We start from the raw sequence: 19,784 nt of genomic DNA, 5'->3' as shown, positions 1-19,784 counted from the left end.
TCACATTTTGAAAAATCCTATTATTCTTTAAACGTCTCACATTCTGTTTTTTCACTACTTAAAGCTCCTATCCCATTCACCATAATATTATCTGCAACGCATATTTTTTTTTCATTATACATACATTTTGTAGCTTCACATCTAATACCTGGACTCATCTCTATAGAATCACTATTAAATACTTGTTTAAATTCACCAACCACATTCATGTTAAGCACATTAGTTAATGAATTCTTTAATCCCTTTTCAGCAAATGTTTCGCACTGTGTCGCCTCACTACTATGGGCATTTGACCCCAAAATATTGATAGTCCTCGCTGAGCATATCCCTGACATATTGTTAACACAACTTGTTGCGCTGCAACTTAAAGTTCCGCTCATGTTTATACCTCCCACTTATTTTTAATTATAATCTGCATCTTTTGCTTTTATTATACTATAGAAAAGAAAAAGAAAAATAGTAAATTTCATATTTCTATGATTTAAATACTTTTGAAGAATATAGATAAAAAAAAGCACCATATAGGTGCCATAAAAAAATCAGTTGCCATGTTGTTTTGTTTATATTTGTAATCATGCCCATATTTATTTTCAATATACATGTATATTGAAATTTTAAAAAAAGATTGCCAGTTACCTGACAATCTTTTGAGCTATAAGCTCGCTTTTTTTTAGTTTTTTACATTAGCCCTACCGCTATACACAATGCCTCTAGCTGCATCCATTGTTATAAATGAACCAGTTTTAATAACTTCTTCTGCTCCTATTGCATTATATATTATTGGAATTTCTCTTGATGTACATTCAATAACAACACTTGAACTTAATTCATCTTCTTCTACAATAATTCCTGAAACTCTATCTAATATGTCAATATATTCTCTATTTAATGTTTTCATTACTAAAATATCTCCATCTCGCATAGTGTCTTTAGCTTCTTTTGCACTTTTTACATAATAAGCTGTACCACAAGCTGAAGCACTTATATTCCCCTTACCTTGAAGTAATATATCACCAACAATATGAACTTTCATCATATTTGTACTACCTACATAATTTGCTGGAATTCCAGCAGCAATAACTACTAAGTCTCCCTTTTCTACATAACCTGCTTTTAAAGCAATATTTACAGATTTATCTATAAGTTCATCGGTAGATTCTACCTTCTCTGCACATATTGCAACTACACCCCAGTTTAGTGCTAAGCTTCTAGCTATCTTTTCATAAGGAGTAACAGCTATAACGGGACATTCTGGTCTATAAGCTGAAACTTTTTTAGCTGTACTACCACTTTGGGTTGCAGTAATAATAGCTGAAGCCTTAAGTTCCATAGCTGTATTGCAAGTAGCTAAACTAATAGCATTTGGTACATTAGGAATATGAGATTTTCTCTTATTATTTAAACTTTCTTCATAATTAAGAGCATTTTCAGCAGCTTCTGCTATTTTAGACATTATCGTTACTGCTTCTACAGGGTATTTACCATTGGCAGTTTCACCACTGAGCATTATAGCATCTGTACCATCGAATATTGCATTCGCAACATCTGATGACTCGGCTCTAGTTGGTCTTGGGTTTCTCATCATAGAATCTAACATTTGAGTAGCTGTTATAACTGCCTTTCCAGCAGCATTACACTTTTGGATAATCATTTTTTGAACTATTGGAACTTCTTCAGTAGGAATTTCAACTCCTAAATCTCCCCTTGCAACCATAATACCATCAGAGAATTTAATAATATCATCAATATTATTAACTCCTTCTCTATTTTCAATCTTAGAGAAAATTTGTATATCTCCGCCACCATTTTCGTTAAGTACACATCTTATATCAAGTACATCTGACGCTTTTCTTATAAAAGATGCTGCAACAAAATCAACACCTTGCTCAGCTCCAAATTTTAAATCACTCATATCTTGTTCTGTAAGTGCAGGTAAGTTTATTGAAACACCAGGTACATTAATTCCTTTATGGTTACCTATCATACCAGTATTTGCAACCTTGCAATGTATTCTTTTACCTTTTATTTCTTGTACAATAAGTCCCACTAAACCGTCATCTATTAGTATAGTATCATTAGGTTTAACATCCTCATATAATTTATTGTATGTTACTGAACAAATAGTTTCATCTCCAATAACTTCTTCACCACAAACAACAGTAAATTTTGCGCCTTCCTTTAATTCAACTTTACCAGCTGCGAAATCTCCTGTTCTGATTTCTGGTCCCTTAGTGTCTAGTATTATAGCAATATGTTTATTAAGTTCTGTTCTTAACTGCTTTACTAAGTCCATTCTTATCTTATGTTCTGCATGATCTCCGTGAGAAAAATTATGCCTTGAAGCATCCATTCCCGCATTGATTAAGCTTTTTATAGTTTCACTATTGTCACTTGCTGGTCCTACTGTACAGATAATTTTAGTTTTTTTCATAAACTACTCCTTTTATTGTTAATTTTTTTGTATTTAATACATTATTAAGTTGTCTTATATTTAAATCCCTTAGCAGATGCGCAGCTCTGAAAGAGATGATTACAGCTCTGAAAGAGATGATTAGTAAGAAAGAATTTTTGAAATGTGATAAAATTTTTCATTAAATTTCCTTGGTATTTCTAATGCTTCATTGATGTCTTCATCCATTATTTTGCCATCTTTCATACCAATTACTCTTCCTGACTTACCTTCCATAAGAACCTCTACAGCTGCTACACCCATTCTTGAAGCAAGCATTCTATCAAAGGCGCTTGGGCTTCCACCTCTTTGAATATGGCCGAGTATTGTAGCTCTTGATTCAATTCCTGTTATTTCTTCAACTTGCTTCGCAAGCTCATTTGCTCCACCTACACCTTCAGCAAGGATTATTAGATTGTGCATTTTGCCTCTTAGTTTACCTTCAAATATAGTTTTACATAAACCATCTATTTCATACCCTTTTTCAGGAATAATAACTTCTTCAGCCCCTCCACCAATACCAGCGTATAAGGCTATATCTCCACAATTTCTTCCCATTACTTCGACTATACTAATTCTTTCATGAGAACTTGATGTATCTCTTATTTTATTTATAGCATCGAGTACTGTATTGAGTGCTGTATCAAATCCTATAGAATATTCACTATAAGGCAAATCATTATCTATAGTTCCAGGTATACCAACAGTTGCAATACCCATTTCTGATAAAAGTTGTGCCCCCTTGAAAGAACCATCTCCTCCAATTACTACCAGTCCATCAATACCAAATACTCTTAATACATTAACTGCCTTTGCTCTTCCAGCTTCAGTTTTAAATTCTTCACAACGGGCAGTTCTAAGAATAGTTCCACCTCTATGTATTATATCCGAAACAGAATGTCTATCCATATCAAAAATTTCACCGTTTATAAGGCCACTATATCCTCTTTTTACGCCCATAACTCTTATGCCTTTAAATATACCCATTCTAACTACTGCTCTAATGGCTGCATTCATGCCTGGTGCGTCGCCTCCACTTGTTAATACCGCAATTGTTTTCATAAAAATAACCTCCTCGTTGTTCTCTGTTTAAGCTAACAACTGTTGATTGTTACCTTATTGTACCAGAGGGACAAGTATTGTCCCACTATAGTTATAATATATTTATGTTTCCAAACAAAAACATTATTACTAATTTTAAAATAGCTTTATAGTCTAATATTATACAAATTTCTCGAAATATTCAACATTTTATATAAAAAAAAATATTTTTTTAACGCATGGTATAGTATTAACACATTGTAAACCTTTTATTGAATAAAAACGGGAGAAAAAAATATCGCTCCCATTTTTTACTATTATATGGAATATTTATTGCATTTTTATGTTGTTTTCTCCAAATATACTTCTTAGAACTTCCATAGTATCTGTTTCTTCACTTAGCCACAACCCTTTATCTACAGCGTACATTTTTCTTGGCTCTTTTGTACAAAGATATACAGGAGTATTCCCTCTATAAATAGACAAATTCTGTTTTAATTTTTTTAGTGCATCCTTCATCATAAGTTCATCTTCTATAAGGATATAAATTTTTTCACTATTAATCTTTAAAAGTGGTTTAATATCTTCACATAATATCTTTGGCTGTTCTTCTTCGCGAATGCTAACTCTACCTTTTAGTATTACTATTTCATCCTCTTCCATTAATGATTTATATTTTTCAAATGTCCTCGGGAAAACTATTACTTCCACACTTGCGTATAAATCCTCTAAATTAATAAAAGCCATCATATCATTATTCTTCGTAACTTTCTTATTAACAGATGATATTATACCACCAATAATAACTTTATCACCATCTTTAAGTTTAAAGCTTTCACCTAACATGTCATCGCTTTCTTCAAGGCTTTCCTCTGCAACAATATCAGAAATTCTTGTATTAGTTTGTATTTTAAGTGTCTCTTCATATTCATCCAGTGGATGACCAGATAAATATATCCCTGTCATTTCTTTTTCCATAGCTAAAAGATGTTTCTTTTTAAATTCTTTAATATTAGGATACTCTATTTCGAAATTATTATAAGTATTTTCGAAATCTAAAAATAAATTTATTTGACCCTCGATATTTCTCTTCCTGTCATTATTTACTCCATCTAATACTTTTTCATAGATTGCTAGTAGTTGTGACCTGTGAATTTTGAAATCATCAAATGCTCCTGCCTTTATAAGGCTTTCTACTGCTCTTTTGCTTACGCAGGAAGTATCTATTTTATTGCAAAAATCCATAAAACCGGTAAAATAGCCTTTTTCTTCTCTGTTTTGCACAATGCTATCTATCACATTTACCCCTACATTTTTTAAAGCTGTAAGACCAAATCTTATAGTATCACCTTTTACAGTAAAACCCGCAAAGCTTTCATTTATACTAGGAGGCAGCACTCCAATGTTAATTTGCACTGCATATCTAGTATAGAAGGCTATTTTCTCACTATTACCCTTTACACTATTCAGCATAGCAGCTATAAATTCTGTTGGATAATAACACATTAAATATGCTGTTTCATATCCTACAACTGCATAGGCTGCCGCATGAGATTTATTAAAAGCGTAGGACGCAAAATCCATCATTTGATCAAATATGCGATTTGCTGCAGCTTCTGTTATACCATTTCGAAGACAACCCTCAACTTCTATATTTCCAGCCTCGTCCACTATCCCATGGATGAAATTATAACGCTCCTCTTCCATAACTTTGTGCTTCTTTTTAGACATTGCACGACGGACAAGATCAGATCTTCCCATTGAATACCCAGCAAGCTTTCTAACAATTTCCATAACTTGTTCTTGATATACCATTACACCATATGTAACGCCTAGGATTTCTTCTAATTGCACCGTTTCATATTCCACCTTATCCATGCTATTTTTATTTCTTATATAACGTGGAATTTCAGCCATTGGTCCCGGCCTGTATAAACTTATACCCGCAATAATATCTTCTAAATTGTCTGGCTTTAGTTCCTTCATAAAGCTAGTCATTCCTGCAGATTCAAGTTGAAATATCCCTACAGTCTTTCCTTCTCCGATCATCTTGTAGACCTTGTGGTCCTCAATGTCTAAATCATCTATATCTATACTTACATTCCTATTTTCTTTAACGAAGTCTACACAATCTCTCATAACTGTAAGCGTACGAAGTCCCAGAAAATCCATTTTTAAAAGACCAAGTTCCTCAAGGGTACCCATAGGAAATTGCGTTACTATCATTTCATCATTTTTTTGTAGAGGAACATAACTTACTAGAGGTTTTGACGCAATAACTACTCCTGCTGCGTGAGTTGAACTATGTCTTGGAAGTCCCTCTAACGCTTTAGCTATATTTATAAGTGCTTCAACGCGATTATCATCTTCATATAATACTCGTAGTTCTGCATTCATCTCAATAGCTTTATCTATAGTTATATTAAGCACAGTTGGAATCATCTTAGCAATTCTATCTACCTCTGCATAGGAATAGCTCATTGCCCTTCCTACATCTCTTATGCATGCTCTAGGAGCCATTGTTCCAAAGGTTATGATTTGTGATACGTTCGTAGATCCATACTTTTGCACAACATAGTCAATTACTGCTTGGCGCCCCTCGTAACAGAAATCCGAATCTATATCTGGCATTGAAACTCTTTCAGGATTCAAAAATCTCTCAAAAATAAGATTATATTTAATAGGGTCTATCTTAGTTATATCCAAGGTATAAGCAACTATTGAACCTGCAGCCGATCCCCTACCAGGGCCTGTTGGAATATTATGTTCCACTGCAAACTTTATAAAATCCCATACTATAAGAAAATAATCTACGTACCCCATTTGTTTTATTATATTAAGTTCATATTCAAGTCTATCTACGTGCACTTTAGCGAATGAATTTCCATCGGCTATTTTATTTATACCTTCTATAGAAAAACCATTAATCATTACGTCACTAAATATCTTATACCGCGGCGCCATACCTTTGTAGCAGTTTTCTCTTAGAAATTCATACGGGTCTACCCCGGGAGGTAACGGAAATTTGGGAAGTTTTGATACATGAAATTCATAATCAAAGTTACACTGCTCTGCAATTTTGACTGTATTACTAAGAGCTTCTGGAACATAGGCAAAGGTCTTTTTCATTTCCCCTGGAGATTTTAAATAAAATTGATCTGAAGGGTATCTCATTCTGTTTTCATCATCAACAGTTTTCGATGTTTGAATGCAGAGGAGCACATCATGGGCCTTAGAATCCTCTTGCTCAATATAATGAGTATCATTAGTACAAATTAATGGAATTCCGGTGTCTTTTGACAACTTAACTAAAAGCTCATTTACCTTAAACTGTTCCTGCATACCATGATATTGTAATTCTAAGTAGAAACCATCTTTGAATATTTCACTATATTTTAACGCTATAACCTTTGCTTTTTCATAATTATCTTTTAGAAGAAGGCTTTGAATTTCACCACCAAGACAAGCGCTACTTGCAATTAATCCTTCGCTATGCTTTGATAAAAATTCATAATCAACCCTTGGTTTATAATAAAAACCTTTAATGGAGGCAGCCGATACTATCTGCATCAAATTATCATACCCCAATAAATTCTTGACTAAAAGTACTAAATGATGAGTACTATTTTCCCTATCAGCTTCTTTAATATTCATAGATTTAGCTGCTACATATATTTCGCAACCAATAATAGGCTTAATCCCCTGCTCTTTTGCCTGCTTATAAAATTCCACACATCCATACATTACTCCATGGTCTGTTATAGCGATACTCTTCATACCTTGCTTCTTGGTTTTAGAAATAAGATCTTTAATCTTTCCCGAACCATCCAGCAGGCTATACTCTGTATGCACATGAAGATGCACGAAACTTCCTAAGTCTTCTTTTTCTTTTATCTTAAGTTCTGGGTTCACATTTTTCACTTCCCTTCAACTATTTAATTATTTACAAAATACCCTTGCAGAAATCATAGCCTTTGCCACAGGTTCCTTAAATGCATTGTACATACTAATTTCAACCTTAGAAAAGTATCTTCCTTTATCCACAATTTTTGCATATATATCAATATCACTACCCATTTGTACAGGCTTCGTAAAATATGCCATAATACTATCTACTGAAATATTAATATTATTATTCTGTCTTAATGCCATTATACCCATTGTTGATAATAGCATATTAAGCGAACTCCAAGAAGCAGTACCAAAAGGATCTAGCATTTGAGGAATAATCTGGCCATTAAAGTGTAAATCATCACCCTCATGTAAACATTTGAAATTTCTTAAAATAAGATCTTCTATAGTTTCCGCAACTTGTGGCTGCCTTAATGCAAACTCTATCACCTTTATAACATCTTCTATACTTAGAACTCCTACTAGCTTCTTCTTATTAAGTACAGGGCAAATCTTTATACCATCCCGCCCCATAATATGAGCAGCATAAGCCACAGCTGTTTTGGGCGTTACACTTATAGTATTCTTATTCATAACTTTATGTATTAGTTCATTTTCATCATCATGTCCTTGCAAATCTCTTAAAGTAACTATACCAATAAGTTTCATATTCTCATCTACAACGGGATACCTCTCATGATTAGTTTCAAACATTAATTTTCTCCAGGTAGCAATAGTATCGGTGCCCTTTAAATACTTAACATCAACTTCCATTACATCTTCAACTAAAATAATTTCTTTTTTAATCATGCTTTCATAAATAGCTTTATTTATCATGCTTGCTACTGTAAATGTATCATATGTTGAAGATAATACAGGAATACCTTTTTCATTTGCCAAGGCCTTTATTTTTTCACTGCAAGCAAACCCTCCAGTAATTAGTACCGCGGTCTCATTCTCAAGGGCGAGCTGTTGTGCTTCTTCGCGGTTTCCAACAATAAGCAAGTAGCCTGGGCTTATATATTTACTTATTGATTCAACATCCATTGCCCCTATTACAAATTTGTTTAAACTTCTATTTATGCCTTCTTTTCCGCCTACAATCGTTGCATCAAGGATGCTTATAACTTCAGCATAAGTCAATGTTTCAATATTTTTTTTATTTACCTTTTCAACTCTTACGGTTCCGACCCTTGGCACGGTATTAACAATTCCTAGGGTTTCAGCTTCTTTTATAGCTCTATAAGCTGTACCCTCGCTAATCCCTAATTTACAACCGACACCTCTTACTGAGATTTTAGTTCCAATCGAAAGGGAAAGAATATAATTAATAACTTCTTCATGCTTTGACATTATATATTTTACCTTCCTTCTTTCCTTAATTCTTCAGCAATTTTCTCTATTCTTCTTAATCTATGGTTAATCCCAGATTTACCTACTGGCGGCTCAAGTATTGCACCAAGTTCCTTTAGTGATTCATCTGGGTATTCTAGTCTTAACTCCGCAATTTCCCTTAAATTTTTAGGCAATCTTTGAAGCCCTATTTCCATTTGTATTAATTTAATACTTTCCACTTGTCTTACTGACGCATTTACTGTTTTACTAAGATTTGCCGTTTCGCAGTTCACAAGCCTATTTACATTGTTTCTCATTTCCTTCATTATTCTTACATTCTCTAGAAATAATAATGAGTTATGTGCGCCAATTATATTAAGGAGGTCTACAATCTGCTCACCCTCTTTAATATAAATTACGTAACTGCTTTTTCTTTGTATTATTTTTGATAATAGTCCATAGCTATTAATAAGAGTGCACAGCTCCTCTGCATAGTCATTATCATGTGTAACAAACTCTACATGGTAATTTTTCTCTGGATTACTAATACTTCCGCCACCTAGAAAAGCCCCTCTTATATATTTACGCTTGCACTCTTCCGCATCAATTAGCCTTTCAGGTATAGTATAATCTATTGAAAAAAAGTTCTCATCCTCGAGGACCGCCACTTGCTTTAATAACTCTTTAACTCCCATTTCTTCGGTAATTATAACCACATAAACATTCTTTTTCTTAAGTGAATTACTTCTCTTAACTAGTAATCTAGGATGAATATTAAAATGTTCCTTTAATAATTTAAATATAAGTCTTGCTATTGCAGGATTCTCAGTAGTTATTTGGAAATTAACTTGTTTATTTGAACCAAGTCCAATAGTTCCACTAACCTTCATTATAGCAGCCAGCTCAGACACGGCTTCTTCCTTACTCATTTCTGTAAATCTACAAATTTCATTTTTAACCTTAGACGAAAATGACATTATACTACCCCTTACTGCGTTTATTTTCTTTAAGCCTTTGTGATAAATAAACATACTCTACTATTTTCTTTTTATCATTAAATAGCTTTTTCTCCATAATTGTTTCTACCAAAATGGTTGCAAGCTTATCTTCATCATGTCTTATATATCCTTTTCCAATTTTAACAAAATCGCTCTTAATTACCTCTATGCCTTGCTTTGTGATTTCATCTTCATTTATATTAACCATATTGGAATTTTCATTAAGATATTTTTGTTCTAAATCGCTACCTATTTTCCCTATGTTTACTAAAACGCAATCAATAATCTTGCATTTAGCATGTTGATGTATAGCCTCTATATGGTCTTTCACACCAAAGTTATCACTTTCCCCTGGCTGAGTCATAATATTTGCCACATAAATTCTTATGGCTCTTGTTTTATCTAATGCATTTCTTATTTCCCGTACTAATAGATTGGGAATAATGCTAGTATATAGACTTCCTGGTCCGAGTATTACCGCATCCGCTTCATTTATAGCAACTAATGCTTCCTTAATTGCTTTCGCGTCTTTAGGTTCTATAAAAACCTCATCAATAGCACTATTATTTTCAAGAACGCCTTTTGGTATATTTGATTCTCCGTCAATTATCATTCCATTCTTAAGTTTTGCTTTTAAAATCATATTATCTAAAGTAACTGGGATAACCCTTCCAGTTACAGCCAGGACTGAACTCATTTTCTGCACAGCTTCTTCGAAATTATTTGAAATCCCATCCATTGCTGCTAAAAATAAATTACCAAAGTTTTGGTCCTTTAATCTTCCATCTTTAAATCTATAGCGCAATAATTCATCCATTAATGGTTCCGTATCTGCTAATGCTAACATACAATTCCTAATATCCCCTGGTGGGAGAATGCCTAAATCTTCTCTTAAAACACCTGATCCCCCACCATCATCTGCTACTGTAACTATTGCAGTTATATTATTGGTATATTTCTTTAATCCTCGGAGCATAGTTGATAAACCAGTACCTCCTCCGATTACTACAATTTTAGGTCCTTTTATAAGTACCTTCTTTTCATATATTAAATCCCCTAAGCTTTTTGAACTTAAAGCGACATCTAGCTTTCCTGTATTTATTAACATAGTAAAATATTTAACAATTTGTATTATAGCTACATATATCATCAAAGATCCAAGCACTATGAAAAGTATCGTAAAACTTATATTTCTTACAGAAAAATATTCTTCATTTATAAGTTCAACAATCCCAAAAACTAATAACAAGCCACCTACAATTCCTAGAAGAATCCACCTTTTTAAATTAATTCCAGGCTTCAGCAAATCACTAGGCATCATAACTTCCCGCCACCTCTATTCACATCTTCATTTATATCCCTGTGATCTATATTAGCGTTATAACCATCCTGATCTAACATTTCATGAATTTTATTTGCTATAGCTACAGATCGGTGTCTTCCCCCTGTACATCCTATAGAAACTATAAGTTGCCTTTTTCCCTCTTTTTTATAATTTGGGATGAGAAATTCTAGCATATCTCGAAGCTTCTCTATAAATATTTTAGTCCCCTCAAACTCTAGCACATAATCCCTAACAGGTTGATCATTACCTGAATACTGCTTAAGCTCTGGAATATAATATGGATTTGGCAAAAACCTAACATCAAATACTAAATCTGAATCCACAGGTATTCCATATTTAAATCCAAAAGAAAGTACAGTTATAATAAGTTTAGTTTCTATCTGGCCTTCCTCTTCATAAATATTACTTATTTCTTCCTTAAGCTCTCTTGCTGAAAGTTTAGTAGTATTAATTATATGGTCAGCACGCTCACGTATATCTTTAAGTTTTTTTCTTTCAGTAGCAATTCCATTTAAAACTCTTCCCGCTGGTGCTAGCGGATGTTTTCTCCTTGTCTCTTTATACCTTTTAACAAGTACTTCATCTGTTGCCTCTAAAAACAAAATTTCATATTTATATTCTTGTTCTTTTAAAAAGGTTAAGCTTTCAAATAAATCATCAAAAAACTTTCCACCACGAATATCTATAACTAAAGCAATTCTATCTATATTACCGTTAGATTGATAACATGCCTCCGCAAATTTCGGAATTATTATAGGTGGCAAATTGTCTACACAAAAAAATCCTAAATCCTCAAGATTTCGTATTGTCTGTGTTTTTCCAGCGCCTGATAACCCTGTCAATATAACAAATCTCATTTAAAAACCCCCCTATATAAAAAAAATAATAATTACTACAACTACTAATATTTTAATATTACTAATAAATTCACTTTAGAGGCTCATTTACTGCATTGTACTAATACCTTCTCATTTTTTATTATAACACATGGAGCGTTTATAGAAAGGTAAACATAAAAAAGAAAAAAGTATATATTACTATTAATGCATTCACTTCGCTAAGAACTACTAATTTTATTTTTAATTAATCTGCTAAAAAACATAAACTCACTGTCGCAATATATAAATTCGCTATCGCTCAAACATATGTTTTTCTTAACGCATCTTAATTAAAAATAAAATAAGAAGTTCTAAAGTTCGCTTCAATGCATTATACGTAATATATACTTTTTTTTGCGCATAAAAATATTTATTATTTATTTATAAAATCTCTTTTAAAGCTTTTATAAATAACTCATTTTGTTTTAGTGTACCAATTGTAACTCTAAGCCATCCTGGCATACCTAATAAATGTCCTGGTCTTACAATAATACCTTTTAAAAGTAACTTATCAAAAACTTCCTTATCATCAATTTTTGTATCCACCATAAGAAAATTAGTGTTTGTTTCTATGTACTGCAGATCCATTAACTCAAATTGCTTATATAAATACTTTTTTCCAACTACATTTGTTTCAAATACTAGTTTTAAAAACTCTTCATCCTTAAGTGCTGCTATCGCTGCTTTTTGTGCATATAAATTAACATCAAAAGGTCCAATAACTCTGTTAAGGTACGAACATAATTCCTCACTAGCTATTCCGTATCCACATCTTAGAGATGCTAATCCGTAATATTTAGAAAAAGTTCTTAGAATAATCATATTAGGATAATCATTTAAATATTCTAAAGAATTTGGGAAGTCTTCTGAAATTACATATTCACCGTAAGCCTCATCCATAATTATTAATACATGGTCTGGTATTTTGTTTATTACTCTCGCAAATTGTGCTTTAGTAAATATAGTTCCTGTAGGATTATTAGGGTTACAAAACCATATAAGTTTTGTTTTCTCAGTTATTGCATCTACCATTTTTTCTATATGTATCGCATTATTATCCATAGGTATTATGACACTAGTAGCTCCCATAAGCTTTGTTGCATCCCCATATCTAGAGAAGGTAACCTCCGCCATTATAGATTCATCTCCTGGTTCTAAGAAAGTGTTTGCGATTACTCTGACCAATGAATCAGAGCCTGTACTGCACACAATCTGTTGAGGATTCACCCCTAATTTTGCGCTTATTACATCCTTCAATTCGTGGTTTGATGCATCTGGGTACATATGAGTTTCATCTACTAATTCTCTTAATGCTTTTTTTACCTTTGGCGAACATCCTAGTGCATTCTCATTAGACGCAAGCTTTACAACCTCATCAAGCCCCAATTCTCTCTTAACTTCACTTATAGGCTTACCTGACTTATAACTACTTAAACCCAAAATTTCTTTCCGTACCATGTATTCCATAATTTCCCCCTATATAATTACATTTAATCCTCCTTAGAAGATGAATCTCCTTTAGAGGTTCATTTGTCTTCTCCCCATATCTTTACTTCAGTAGTAAGCTTTACCCCAAATTTTTCATAAACTTCATGCTGCACAAGCTTTATCAAATCCAAAATGTCCTTAGCACTAGCATTTTTTCTATTAATAATAAAACCCGAATGTTTCTGAGACACTTGAGCATCCCCAACAGAAGTCCCCTTTAAAGCACAATCTTGTATAAGCACACTTGCATAATGACCCTCCGGTCTTTTAAATGTACTACCCGCCGATGGGTATTCTAAAGGTTGTTTATCACTTCTTTTTTTTGCAAGGTCGTCCATCCTTGCTTTTATAATCTCCTTATCTCCTTCATTGAGATTAAGAGTAACACTTATTACCGCATATCCATGTTTTAGAATTGCGCTACTCCTATAAGAAAGCTCCATTTCGCCTTTAGTTAAAGTTAATAATTCCCCATTATTATCAAGAGCTAATATACTCTCGAGAACCATAGACATTTCACCATTATATGCTCCTGCATTCATAGCTGCCGCCCCACCGATGCTACCTGGAATTCCATTTGCAAATTCCATTCCTTTAAGTCCTTCACCGAGTGCCACCATGGTAACATCATATAAACTTGCTCCACTTTGAGCGATTACCTTATTTCCTTTTACCTCAATTTTATTAAGCTTACATAGCTTTATAACTACTCCGCGAATTCCACCGTCACGTACAAGTAAATTAGAACCATTTCCTATTAAATAATAATTCACTTTATTTTCTTTACAAATTTTTATTATTGCCTGAGCTTCCATCACATCTTCTGGGGTCACTAAAATATCAGCTGGTCCACCTACTTTGAAAGAAGTATGGTTTTTCATAGGTTCATCTATCTTTATGTTTGATCTTCCAGTCACTTTATCTATTTGTTTAATTAGTTCCTCATATTTTTTCATATTCTACTCCTTGAAAATATTAATATATTTATGTACTTCCAGAGCATAAAGCATATGTTTTATGCTTTATAGATCATAAATCCTATAATTTATGCTCTGGAATTATATAGTGCTTTTATTTTACCCTTTTTACTGAGATATTTCAACGATTTAACTAATCATTATTCATTGTTAATTTCTCTGACATATTTGATTATTATTTCAATATTCACAATTTACCCTTTTTAAAATATTCTAAAACACATTCTGAAGCCTTACTGTCCATAGAGGGAGTCTCCATTAGTTCCTTAAAACTTGCACTTTTTATCTTATCAATGCTACCAAATTTCTTTAATAGCTCTCTTCTTCTCTTTTCCCCTATATTAGGTATATTATCTAATATAGAATACAGAGTTCTTTTATCTCTTAAAGTTCTGTGATAAGTAATAGCGAATCTATGCACCTCATCCTGTATTCTAGTAATCAAGTGCATGCTTTGAGAATTACCTCTCATAACTCGCTCTACATTATTATATATTAAACCTCTAGTTTTGTGCTTATCATCCTTAACCATTCCGCATACAGGTATATTAATATTAAGACTATTTAAAACCTCCAGGGCCACATTGACCTGACCTTTTCCACCATCCATAAGAATTAAATCTGGAAATATACAAAACTTTCCTTTACTTAATTCTAAATTTCTTTCTTTTATTTTTTCCACTTCATCTAGTCCACGAATAAACCTTCTCTCTAGTATTTCTCGCATACTATCATAATCGTTAGCTCCTATTACTGATTTTATTTTAAACCTTCTATAATCACTGCTTTTAGGCTTTCCATCTTCAAAAACTACCATGCTACCTACAGAATCCACACCCATTATATTTGAGATATCATAGGACTCAATTCTTTCAGGTATTTCATCTAATTCCAATAAGTCTGTAAGCTCCCCCAGTGCCATTTTGTGAATTTCCTTATCCTGCATATCCTTTAATTTAAATTGTTCAAGGGTTATCTTAGCATTATTTTCTACCATCTCTAATGTCTTTTTCTTTTCTCCCTTTTGAGGAACCTTAATCATAACTTTTGATTCTTTTTTTGAGCTAAGCCACTGCTCTAGAATCTCTCCCTCATTTATGAAAGGCACGTATATTATTTTAGGAATAAAGGCTGCCCCTCCATAAAATCTCTTTATAAATTCTTCTATAAGCTCATAACCTACCTGATCCGCTTCATCATTTAAAATAAAATGTTCACGCCCTACTATCTTACCATCTCGAAGAAAAAATACCTGAAGGCAAACATCTTTTTCATCAACATATAGATTAATAAAATCTTCATTCTCGCAATTTCCTATTATAATCTTTTGCTTCTCATTTATTTTATCTATGGCCATGATTTTATCGCGAAACACCACAGCTTTTTCAAATTCTAAATCTTCCGATGCACTTTCCATTTTTCGCTTTAGCTCATCTTTTATATTTTTGTCTTTTCCTGTCAGTAGGTCCATTGTACCTTTTATAATTTTCCCATAATCTTCTTTACTAATAAGCCCTGCACAAGGGGCTTTGCACAGCCCAATATGATAGTTCAAGCAAGGCCGTGTAGGGGGCAGTCCCTCTTTAATAGTCCGCCTACACGTCCTAAGTGGGTATATTTGTTTTATAAGTTCAATAGTGCTATATACAGCTGCTGAATCTGTATACGGTCCAAAATATTTTCCGCCATCATTTGCAATGTTTCTAGTTACAAAAACCCGTGGAAATTCCTCATTTATAGTTATCTTTATAAAGGGATAGTGTTTATCATCCTTAAGCAAAATATTATATCTTGGGCTATATCTTTTAATAAGATTACACTCTAAAATAAGTGCCTCCATTTCTGAATCCGTTACTATATATTCAAACTCAGATATATTTTTCACCATAGCCCTTACTTTTACAGAATGATTTTTTGAACCCTTAAAATATTGTCTTACTCTATTTTTTAATATTTTAGCCTTGCCCACATATATTATTTCACCAAGATGATTTCTCATAAGATACACTCCTGGTGCATCTGGAAGAATCTTTAGTTGATATTCAAAATCAAACACATTAGAGCACCCCCTTCTGACCTGTCGTTAAATTTCCTGGGCAATGTATTACAAATTGCTCCATATATCATGTAGCTATCTTATTTCTAATAAGAAAGTCAGATATTATTTCAATATCTGACTTTCTTTACTATTATGCACAAATATTTTCATGTTTTACACCATTAACTCATATCCTGCGGAGCTGCAATGTTAATGCTTTATTTTAGATAACTTTCAATAAGATCTCTAGTTACTTGGGCAGCTTTTTTACCACCAACTCCACCCTCTTCTACAATTACCGATATGACAATTTCAGGATTATCATAGGGTGCAAATCCAGTAAACCAGGAATGAGCAGCCCTTTGCGCACCAGCATCAGCTTTATGATCTGCAGTACCAGTTTTTCCACTAACCTCAATGCCTGACACAGCTGCATTACCGCCTGTACCTTCAGTTACAACGCCTCTCATTAAATCCTTCATGGTACTAGCATTTTCCTTTGATGTCACTTCTCCTAGTTGCTTCGGTTCTATTTTTTTTAAAGATTTACCCTTGCTATCCAATATTTCTTTAACAAGCATTGGTTGCATCATAATACCATCATTAGCAACAGCGCTTGCAACTAATGCCATTTGAATAGGAGTAACTAAAACCCCCGCCTGACCTATAGCACTTTGAGCAATATTACCTTTCTCATAGCTTTTATAGCTTGGAAATCTACTATTCTCTATAGTTAACCCTTCAGATGGGATGTTCTTGTTAAAATAAAACTTTTCTGCGGTTTCCTTTAGTGCATTATTTCCTAAATCAATACCTAAAGACCCAAAAAACACATTACTAGAATGCACATAAGCAGATTTAAGATTTAAATTTCCTAAAACTTCGCCATTATAATTTGTCAATAGTTGTGTTCCATTGACAACTAATTTGCCATTATCCTGGTATCCCTTATTATAAGCATTAGTGATATTTTCTAAAGCGCTTATCGCCGGAATAGTTTTAAATACAGACCCTGGTGGATATAGCCCAGATGTTGCTCTGTTAAGTAGCGGTGTCCCTTCTTTATCTGCATTTAAAGCTTTCATATCTCTTTCTAAATTATTTGGGTCATAAGATGGATTAGATACCATAGCTAAAACTTCGCCAGTTTTTGGATTCATCGCCACTACCGCACCTTTACATTCTGTATTCTTTAAAAGTTCATAAGCTTTATTTTGAAGCTTTGAATCAAGAGTAGTTCTTAATCCATTTCCAACCTTCCCTTCAGTATCTTTACTAAAGAAAACAAACTTTGGAATTGCCGTGTCTCCAACCCCCATAAGTTCTTTATCGTATTTTTTTTCAAGACCAGCAAGATTATATACAGTATCCATATACCCTATAGCATGGGCAAAAACTGGCCCTTGCAAATATTCTAGTTTTTGAGACGTTTCACCTGTTTTCGTACTTTTTGTTAAAGCTTTCATATCTTTATCGTAAATCGTTCCCCTTAATACCTTATTTCTCTCAGCCGAAGTCCTCCTGTTAAATGCACTATCTAATATCTCTTCACTCCTAAACATATATGAATAAGTTATGTAGGAAATTAATGCAATAAAAAGTATTAAAAACACCAACATGACCTTTTTTATATTATCCACAAAATCATTCATAACTTTGACCGTCCTCCGAAATTTTTTGAAGTATACCTAGCGAAAAGAAAGTTATTAACATAGAACTACCACCCGAACTAACTAATGGCAGCGTTATACCCGTTAGTGGAATAGCTCCAACTACCCCACCTACTATGACCAATACTTGGGCAGCTATCATCGTGCTATAACCCACTGCAAGTAACCTTGTAAATCTATCTTTACTATAAACAGGTACCCTCATGCATCTATAAAACAGTAAAAAATATAAAATAAGGATAGCAAACCCAGTAAGAAGGCCCATCTCCTCAGAAATAGCCGAAAAAATAAAATCTGTAGTAACTACAGGAACCATTCCAGGGTGCCCAAGCCCAAGACCTGCTCCAAAAAGACCACCGGAGGCTATAGAAATTAAAGATTGTACCACCTGATGTCCTCCACTGTTAGCATATTTCCATGGGTCATTCCAGGTCATAAACCTTACACGAACATGTCCAAAAAGTTTATAGCTTATAAATCCGCCTATAATAAAAAGTCCTAAACATACTAGAACATATTTAAAATTTGAAGTAGCAATGTATAACATGGTCACTGAAATAGCAAAAAATAAAAGTGCTGATCCTAAATCAGTTTGCTTTACCATTAACCCAAGGGATATCATAACTACAATTCCAGGCTCAATTAAGCCCTTAATTTCCATAAACTCTGGCTTTTTTTTGGAATTTTCTCCATAATTCTGTAACGCTGCTGCTAAATATGCTACCAAAGATAATTTAGCAAATTCTGATGGTTGGAAACTAAATCCACCAATAGATATCCAGTTTTTAGCTCCATAAACTTCTGCTCCAAATATACTTCCCAATGCCATAAGTATAATTGTACATATCATATAAACATATTTGTACTTTCCAAACTTAGATAAGCTAGGAAAAAGCACTACCACTAAAATGAAAATGGCAATTCCAACTGCATAAAAAATAAGTTGTTTAAGTGCAAGAGATGAGTCTAACCTATATAACATCGCCATACCTATAACCGCTAAAACATTTGAAAACAGTAAAATATATTTGTCACCATCAGGGAAAAATCTTCTTATTATAAAATGAGAATACGCAAACATCAAGCATATTATCGCTCCCATTATTATTGCGCCTTTATCAAATCCATTTTTACCAATAAAAAACATATTAGCAAATAAAACTATGCATAAAAGATAAGTATACCTTAGAAGCTTCCTCTCTTCCTTTATCTTTTCCATACTATCACCTCGCTCGCACTCATAATTTATCCTATAACTTTAAAAATTGAAGTTCCTATTTTAATTTCATCGCCCTTTTTTATTCCTACCTTGTCCGTTACTTTTTTGTTGTTTTTAAGGGTTCCATTAGTACTTCTCAGATCCTGCAAAATATAATCCGTGTTTTTAAGATATATTCTTGCATGCTGAGATGACACGTATTTGTCCCCCAAGATTAAAAGATTATCTCCCTTTCTGCCTATGGTAAGCACATCATTTAGAGGGATAACCGCGCCGATTCTTAAATTAAAATTTTCTCCTCTTTCTATAACCTCAAGCCCCATAGTTTTCTTAATAATTGGCTTCTTCTTTGCACCGCCTTTTATGTCTTTATACATTATTTTCAAAGCAAATATTATTATAATGTAAATAATCGCTATAATTGCATATCTCAAAAACAAGCTTATATTAGCCAT

At 33.2% G+C, this 19,784-nt stretch carries 14 protein-coding genes; all 14 read right to left on the bottom strand.

The window, feature by feature from the left end; all coding sequences use genetic code 11:
- Nucleotides 1–20 precede the first annotated feature (20 nt).
- Nucleotides 21–380 (bottom strand): DUF1540 domain-containing protein, encoded by a 360-nt coding sequence (locus ACWJJ7_RS14670; protein WP_462962742.1) that lies wholly within the window; start codon nucleotides 378–380, stop codon nucleotides 21–23.
- 290 nt (nucleotides 381–670) lie between these two features.
- Complete coding sequence (pyk, locus tag ACWJJ7_RS14665) at nucleotides 671–2,431, bottom strand: pyruvate kinase (protein ID WP_462962741.1); 1,761 nt, start codon at nucleotides 2,429–2,431, stop codon at nucleotides 671–673.
- A 120-nt stretch (nucleotides 2,432–2,551) separates the two neighbouring features.
- Complete coding sequence (gene pfkA / locus ACWJJ7_RS14660) at nucleotides 2,552–3,511, bottom strand: 6-phosphofructokinase (protein ID WP_462962740.1); 960 nt, start codon at nucleotides 3,509–3,511, stop codon at nucleotides 2,552–2,554.
- Nucleotides 3,512–3,820: 309 nt separating this feature from the next.
- Nucleotides 3,821–7,384 (bottom strand): DNA polymerase III subunit alpha, encoded by a 3,564-nt coding sequence (locus tag ACWJJ7_RS14655; RefSeq protein ID WP_462965004.1) that lies wholly within the window; start codon nucleotides 7,382–7,384, stop codon nucleotides 3,821–3,823.
- A 45-nt stretch (nucleotides 7,385–7,429) separates the two neighbouring features.
- Nucleotides 7,430–8,734, bottom strand: coding sequence for a DRTGG domain-containing protein (locus ACWJJ7_RS14650; protein ID WP_462962739.1), 1,305 nt, complete (start codon nucleotides 8,732–8,734; stop codon nucleotides 7,430–7,432).
- Nucleotides 8,735–8,742: 8 nt separating this feature from the next.
- A complete protein-coding gene (whiA, locus tag ACWJJ7_RS14645) occupies nucleotides 8,743–9,693 on the bottom strand; it encodes a DNA-binding protein WhiA (protein WP_462962738.1) in 951 nt (316 codons plus the stop codon).
- Between the two features lie 4 nt (nucleotides 9,694–9,697).
- Nucleotides 9,698–11,035: a gluconeogenesis factor YvcK family protein gene (locus ACWJJ7_RS14640; protein ID WP_462962737.1), complete on the bottom strand. Its 1,338-nt coding sequence runs from the start codon at nucleotides 11,033–11,035 to the stop codon at nucleotides 9,698–9,700.
- Nucleotides 11,032–11,916 (bottom strand): RNase adapter RapZ, encoded by an 885-nt coding sequence (gene rapZ, locus ACWJJ7_RS14635; RefSeq protein ID WP_462962736.1) that lies wholly within the window; start codon nucleotides 11,914–11,916, stop codon nucleotides 11,032–11,034. The genes ACWJJ7_RS14640 and rapZ overlap by 4 nt, the downstream gene beginning before the upstream one ends.
- Nucleotides 11,917–12,318: 402 nt before the next feature.
- Entirely contained in the window at nucleotides 12,319–13,404 is a 1,086-nt protein-coding gene (hisC, locus tag ACWJJ7_RS14630; RefSeq protein WP_462962735.1) for a histidinol-phosphate transaminase, read from the bottom strand.
- Between the two features lie 59 nt (nucleotides 13,405–13,463).
- Entirely contained in the window at nucleotides 13,464–14,381 is a 918-nt protein-coding gene (gene murB / locus ACWJJ7_RS14625; protein ID WP_462962734.1) for a UDP-N-acetylmuramate dehydrogenase, read from the bottom strand.
- A 208-nt stretch (nucleotides 14,382–14,589) separates the two neighbouring features.
- On the bottom strand, nucleotides 14,590–16,458 hold the full coding sequence (gene uvrC, locus ACWJJ7_RS14620; RefSeq protein WP_462962733.1) for an excinuclease ABC subunit UvrC: 1,869 nt from the start codon (nucleotides 16,456–16,458) through the stop codon (nucleotides 14,590–14,592).
- Nucleotides 16,459–16,658: 200 nt separating this feature from the next.
- Nucleotides 16,659–18,092, bottom strand: coding sequence for a peptidoglycan D,D-transpeptidase FtsI family protein (locus ACWJJ7_RS14615; protein ID WP_462962732.1), 1,434 nt, complete (start codon nucleotides 18,090–18,092; stop codon nucleotides 16,659–16,661).
- Complete coding sequence (locus tag ACWJJ7_RS14610; RefSeq protein WP_462962731.1) at nucleotides 18,085–19,329, bottom strand: FtsW/RodA/SpoVE family cell cycle protein; 1,245 nt, start codon at nucleotides 19,327–19,329, stop codon at nucleotides 18,085–18,087. Before ACWJJ7_RS14610 ends, ACWJJ7_RS14615 begins: the two co-directional genes overlap by 8 nt.
- Before the next feature lie 26 nt (nucleotides 19,330–19,355).
- A complete protein-coding gene (locus tag ACWJJ7_RS14605; protein ID WP_462962730.1) occupies nucleotides 19,356–19,784 on the bottom strand; it encodes an FHA domain-containing protein in 429 nt (142 codons plus the stop codon).

It is taken from the genome of Clostridium sp. CM042, from assembly GCF_055080995.1.
This window is presented reverse-complemented; position numbering and strand designations above follow the sequence as displayed.

Coding starts and splice junctions, on each gene's coding strand:
- hisC (WP_462962735.1), bottom strand. CDS start 13,404: ATGGAATACATGGTACGGAAAGAAATTTTGGGTTTAAGTAGTTATAAG.
- whiA (WP_462962738.1), bottom strand. CDS start 9,693: ATGTCATTTTCGTCTAAGGTTAAAAATGAAATTTGTAGATTTACAGAA.
- pfkA (WP_462962740.1), bottom strand. CDS start 3,511: ATGAAAACAATTGCGGTATTAACAAGTGGAGGCGACGCACCAGGCATG.
- rapZ (WP_462962736.1), bottom strand. CDS start 11,916: ATGAGATTTGTTATATTGACAGGGTTATCAGGCGCTGGAAAAACACAG.
- ACWJJ7_RS14650 (WP_462962739.1), bottom strand. CDS start 8,734: ATGTCAAAGCATGAAGAAGTTATTAATTATATTCTTTCCCTTTCGATT.
- ACWJJ7_RS14610 (WP_462962731.1), bottom strand. CDS start 19,329: ATGGAAAAGATAAAGGAAGAGAGGAAGCTTCTAAGGTATACTTATCTT.
- murB (WP_462962734.1), bottom strand. CDS start 14,381: ATGAAAAAATATGAGGAACTAATTAAACAAATAGATAAAGTGACTGGA.
- ACWJJ7_RS14615 (WP_462962732.1), bottom strand. CDS start 18,092: ATGAATGATTTTGTGGATAATATAAAAAAGGTCATGTTGGTGTTTTTA.
- pyk (WP_462962741.1), bottom strand. CDS start 2,431: ATGAAAAAAACTAAAATTATCTGTACAGTAGGACCAGCAAGTGACAAT.
- ACWJJ7_RS14605 (WP_462962730.1), bottom strand. CDS start 19,784: ATGGCTAATATAAGCTTGTTTTTGAGATATGCAATTATAGCGATTATT.
- ACWJJ7_RS14670 (WP_462962742.1), bottom strand. CDS start 380: ATGAGCGGAACTTTAAGTTGCAGCGCAACAAGTTGTGTTAACAATATG.
- ACWJJ7_RS14640 (WP_462962737.1), bottom strand. CDS start 11,035: ATGATGCCTAGTGATTTGCTGAAGCCTGGAATTAATTTAAAAAGGTGG.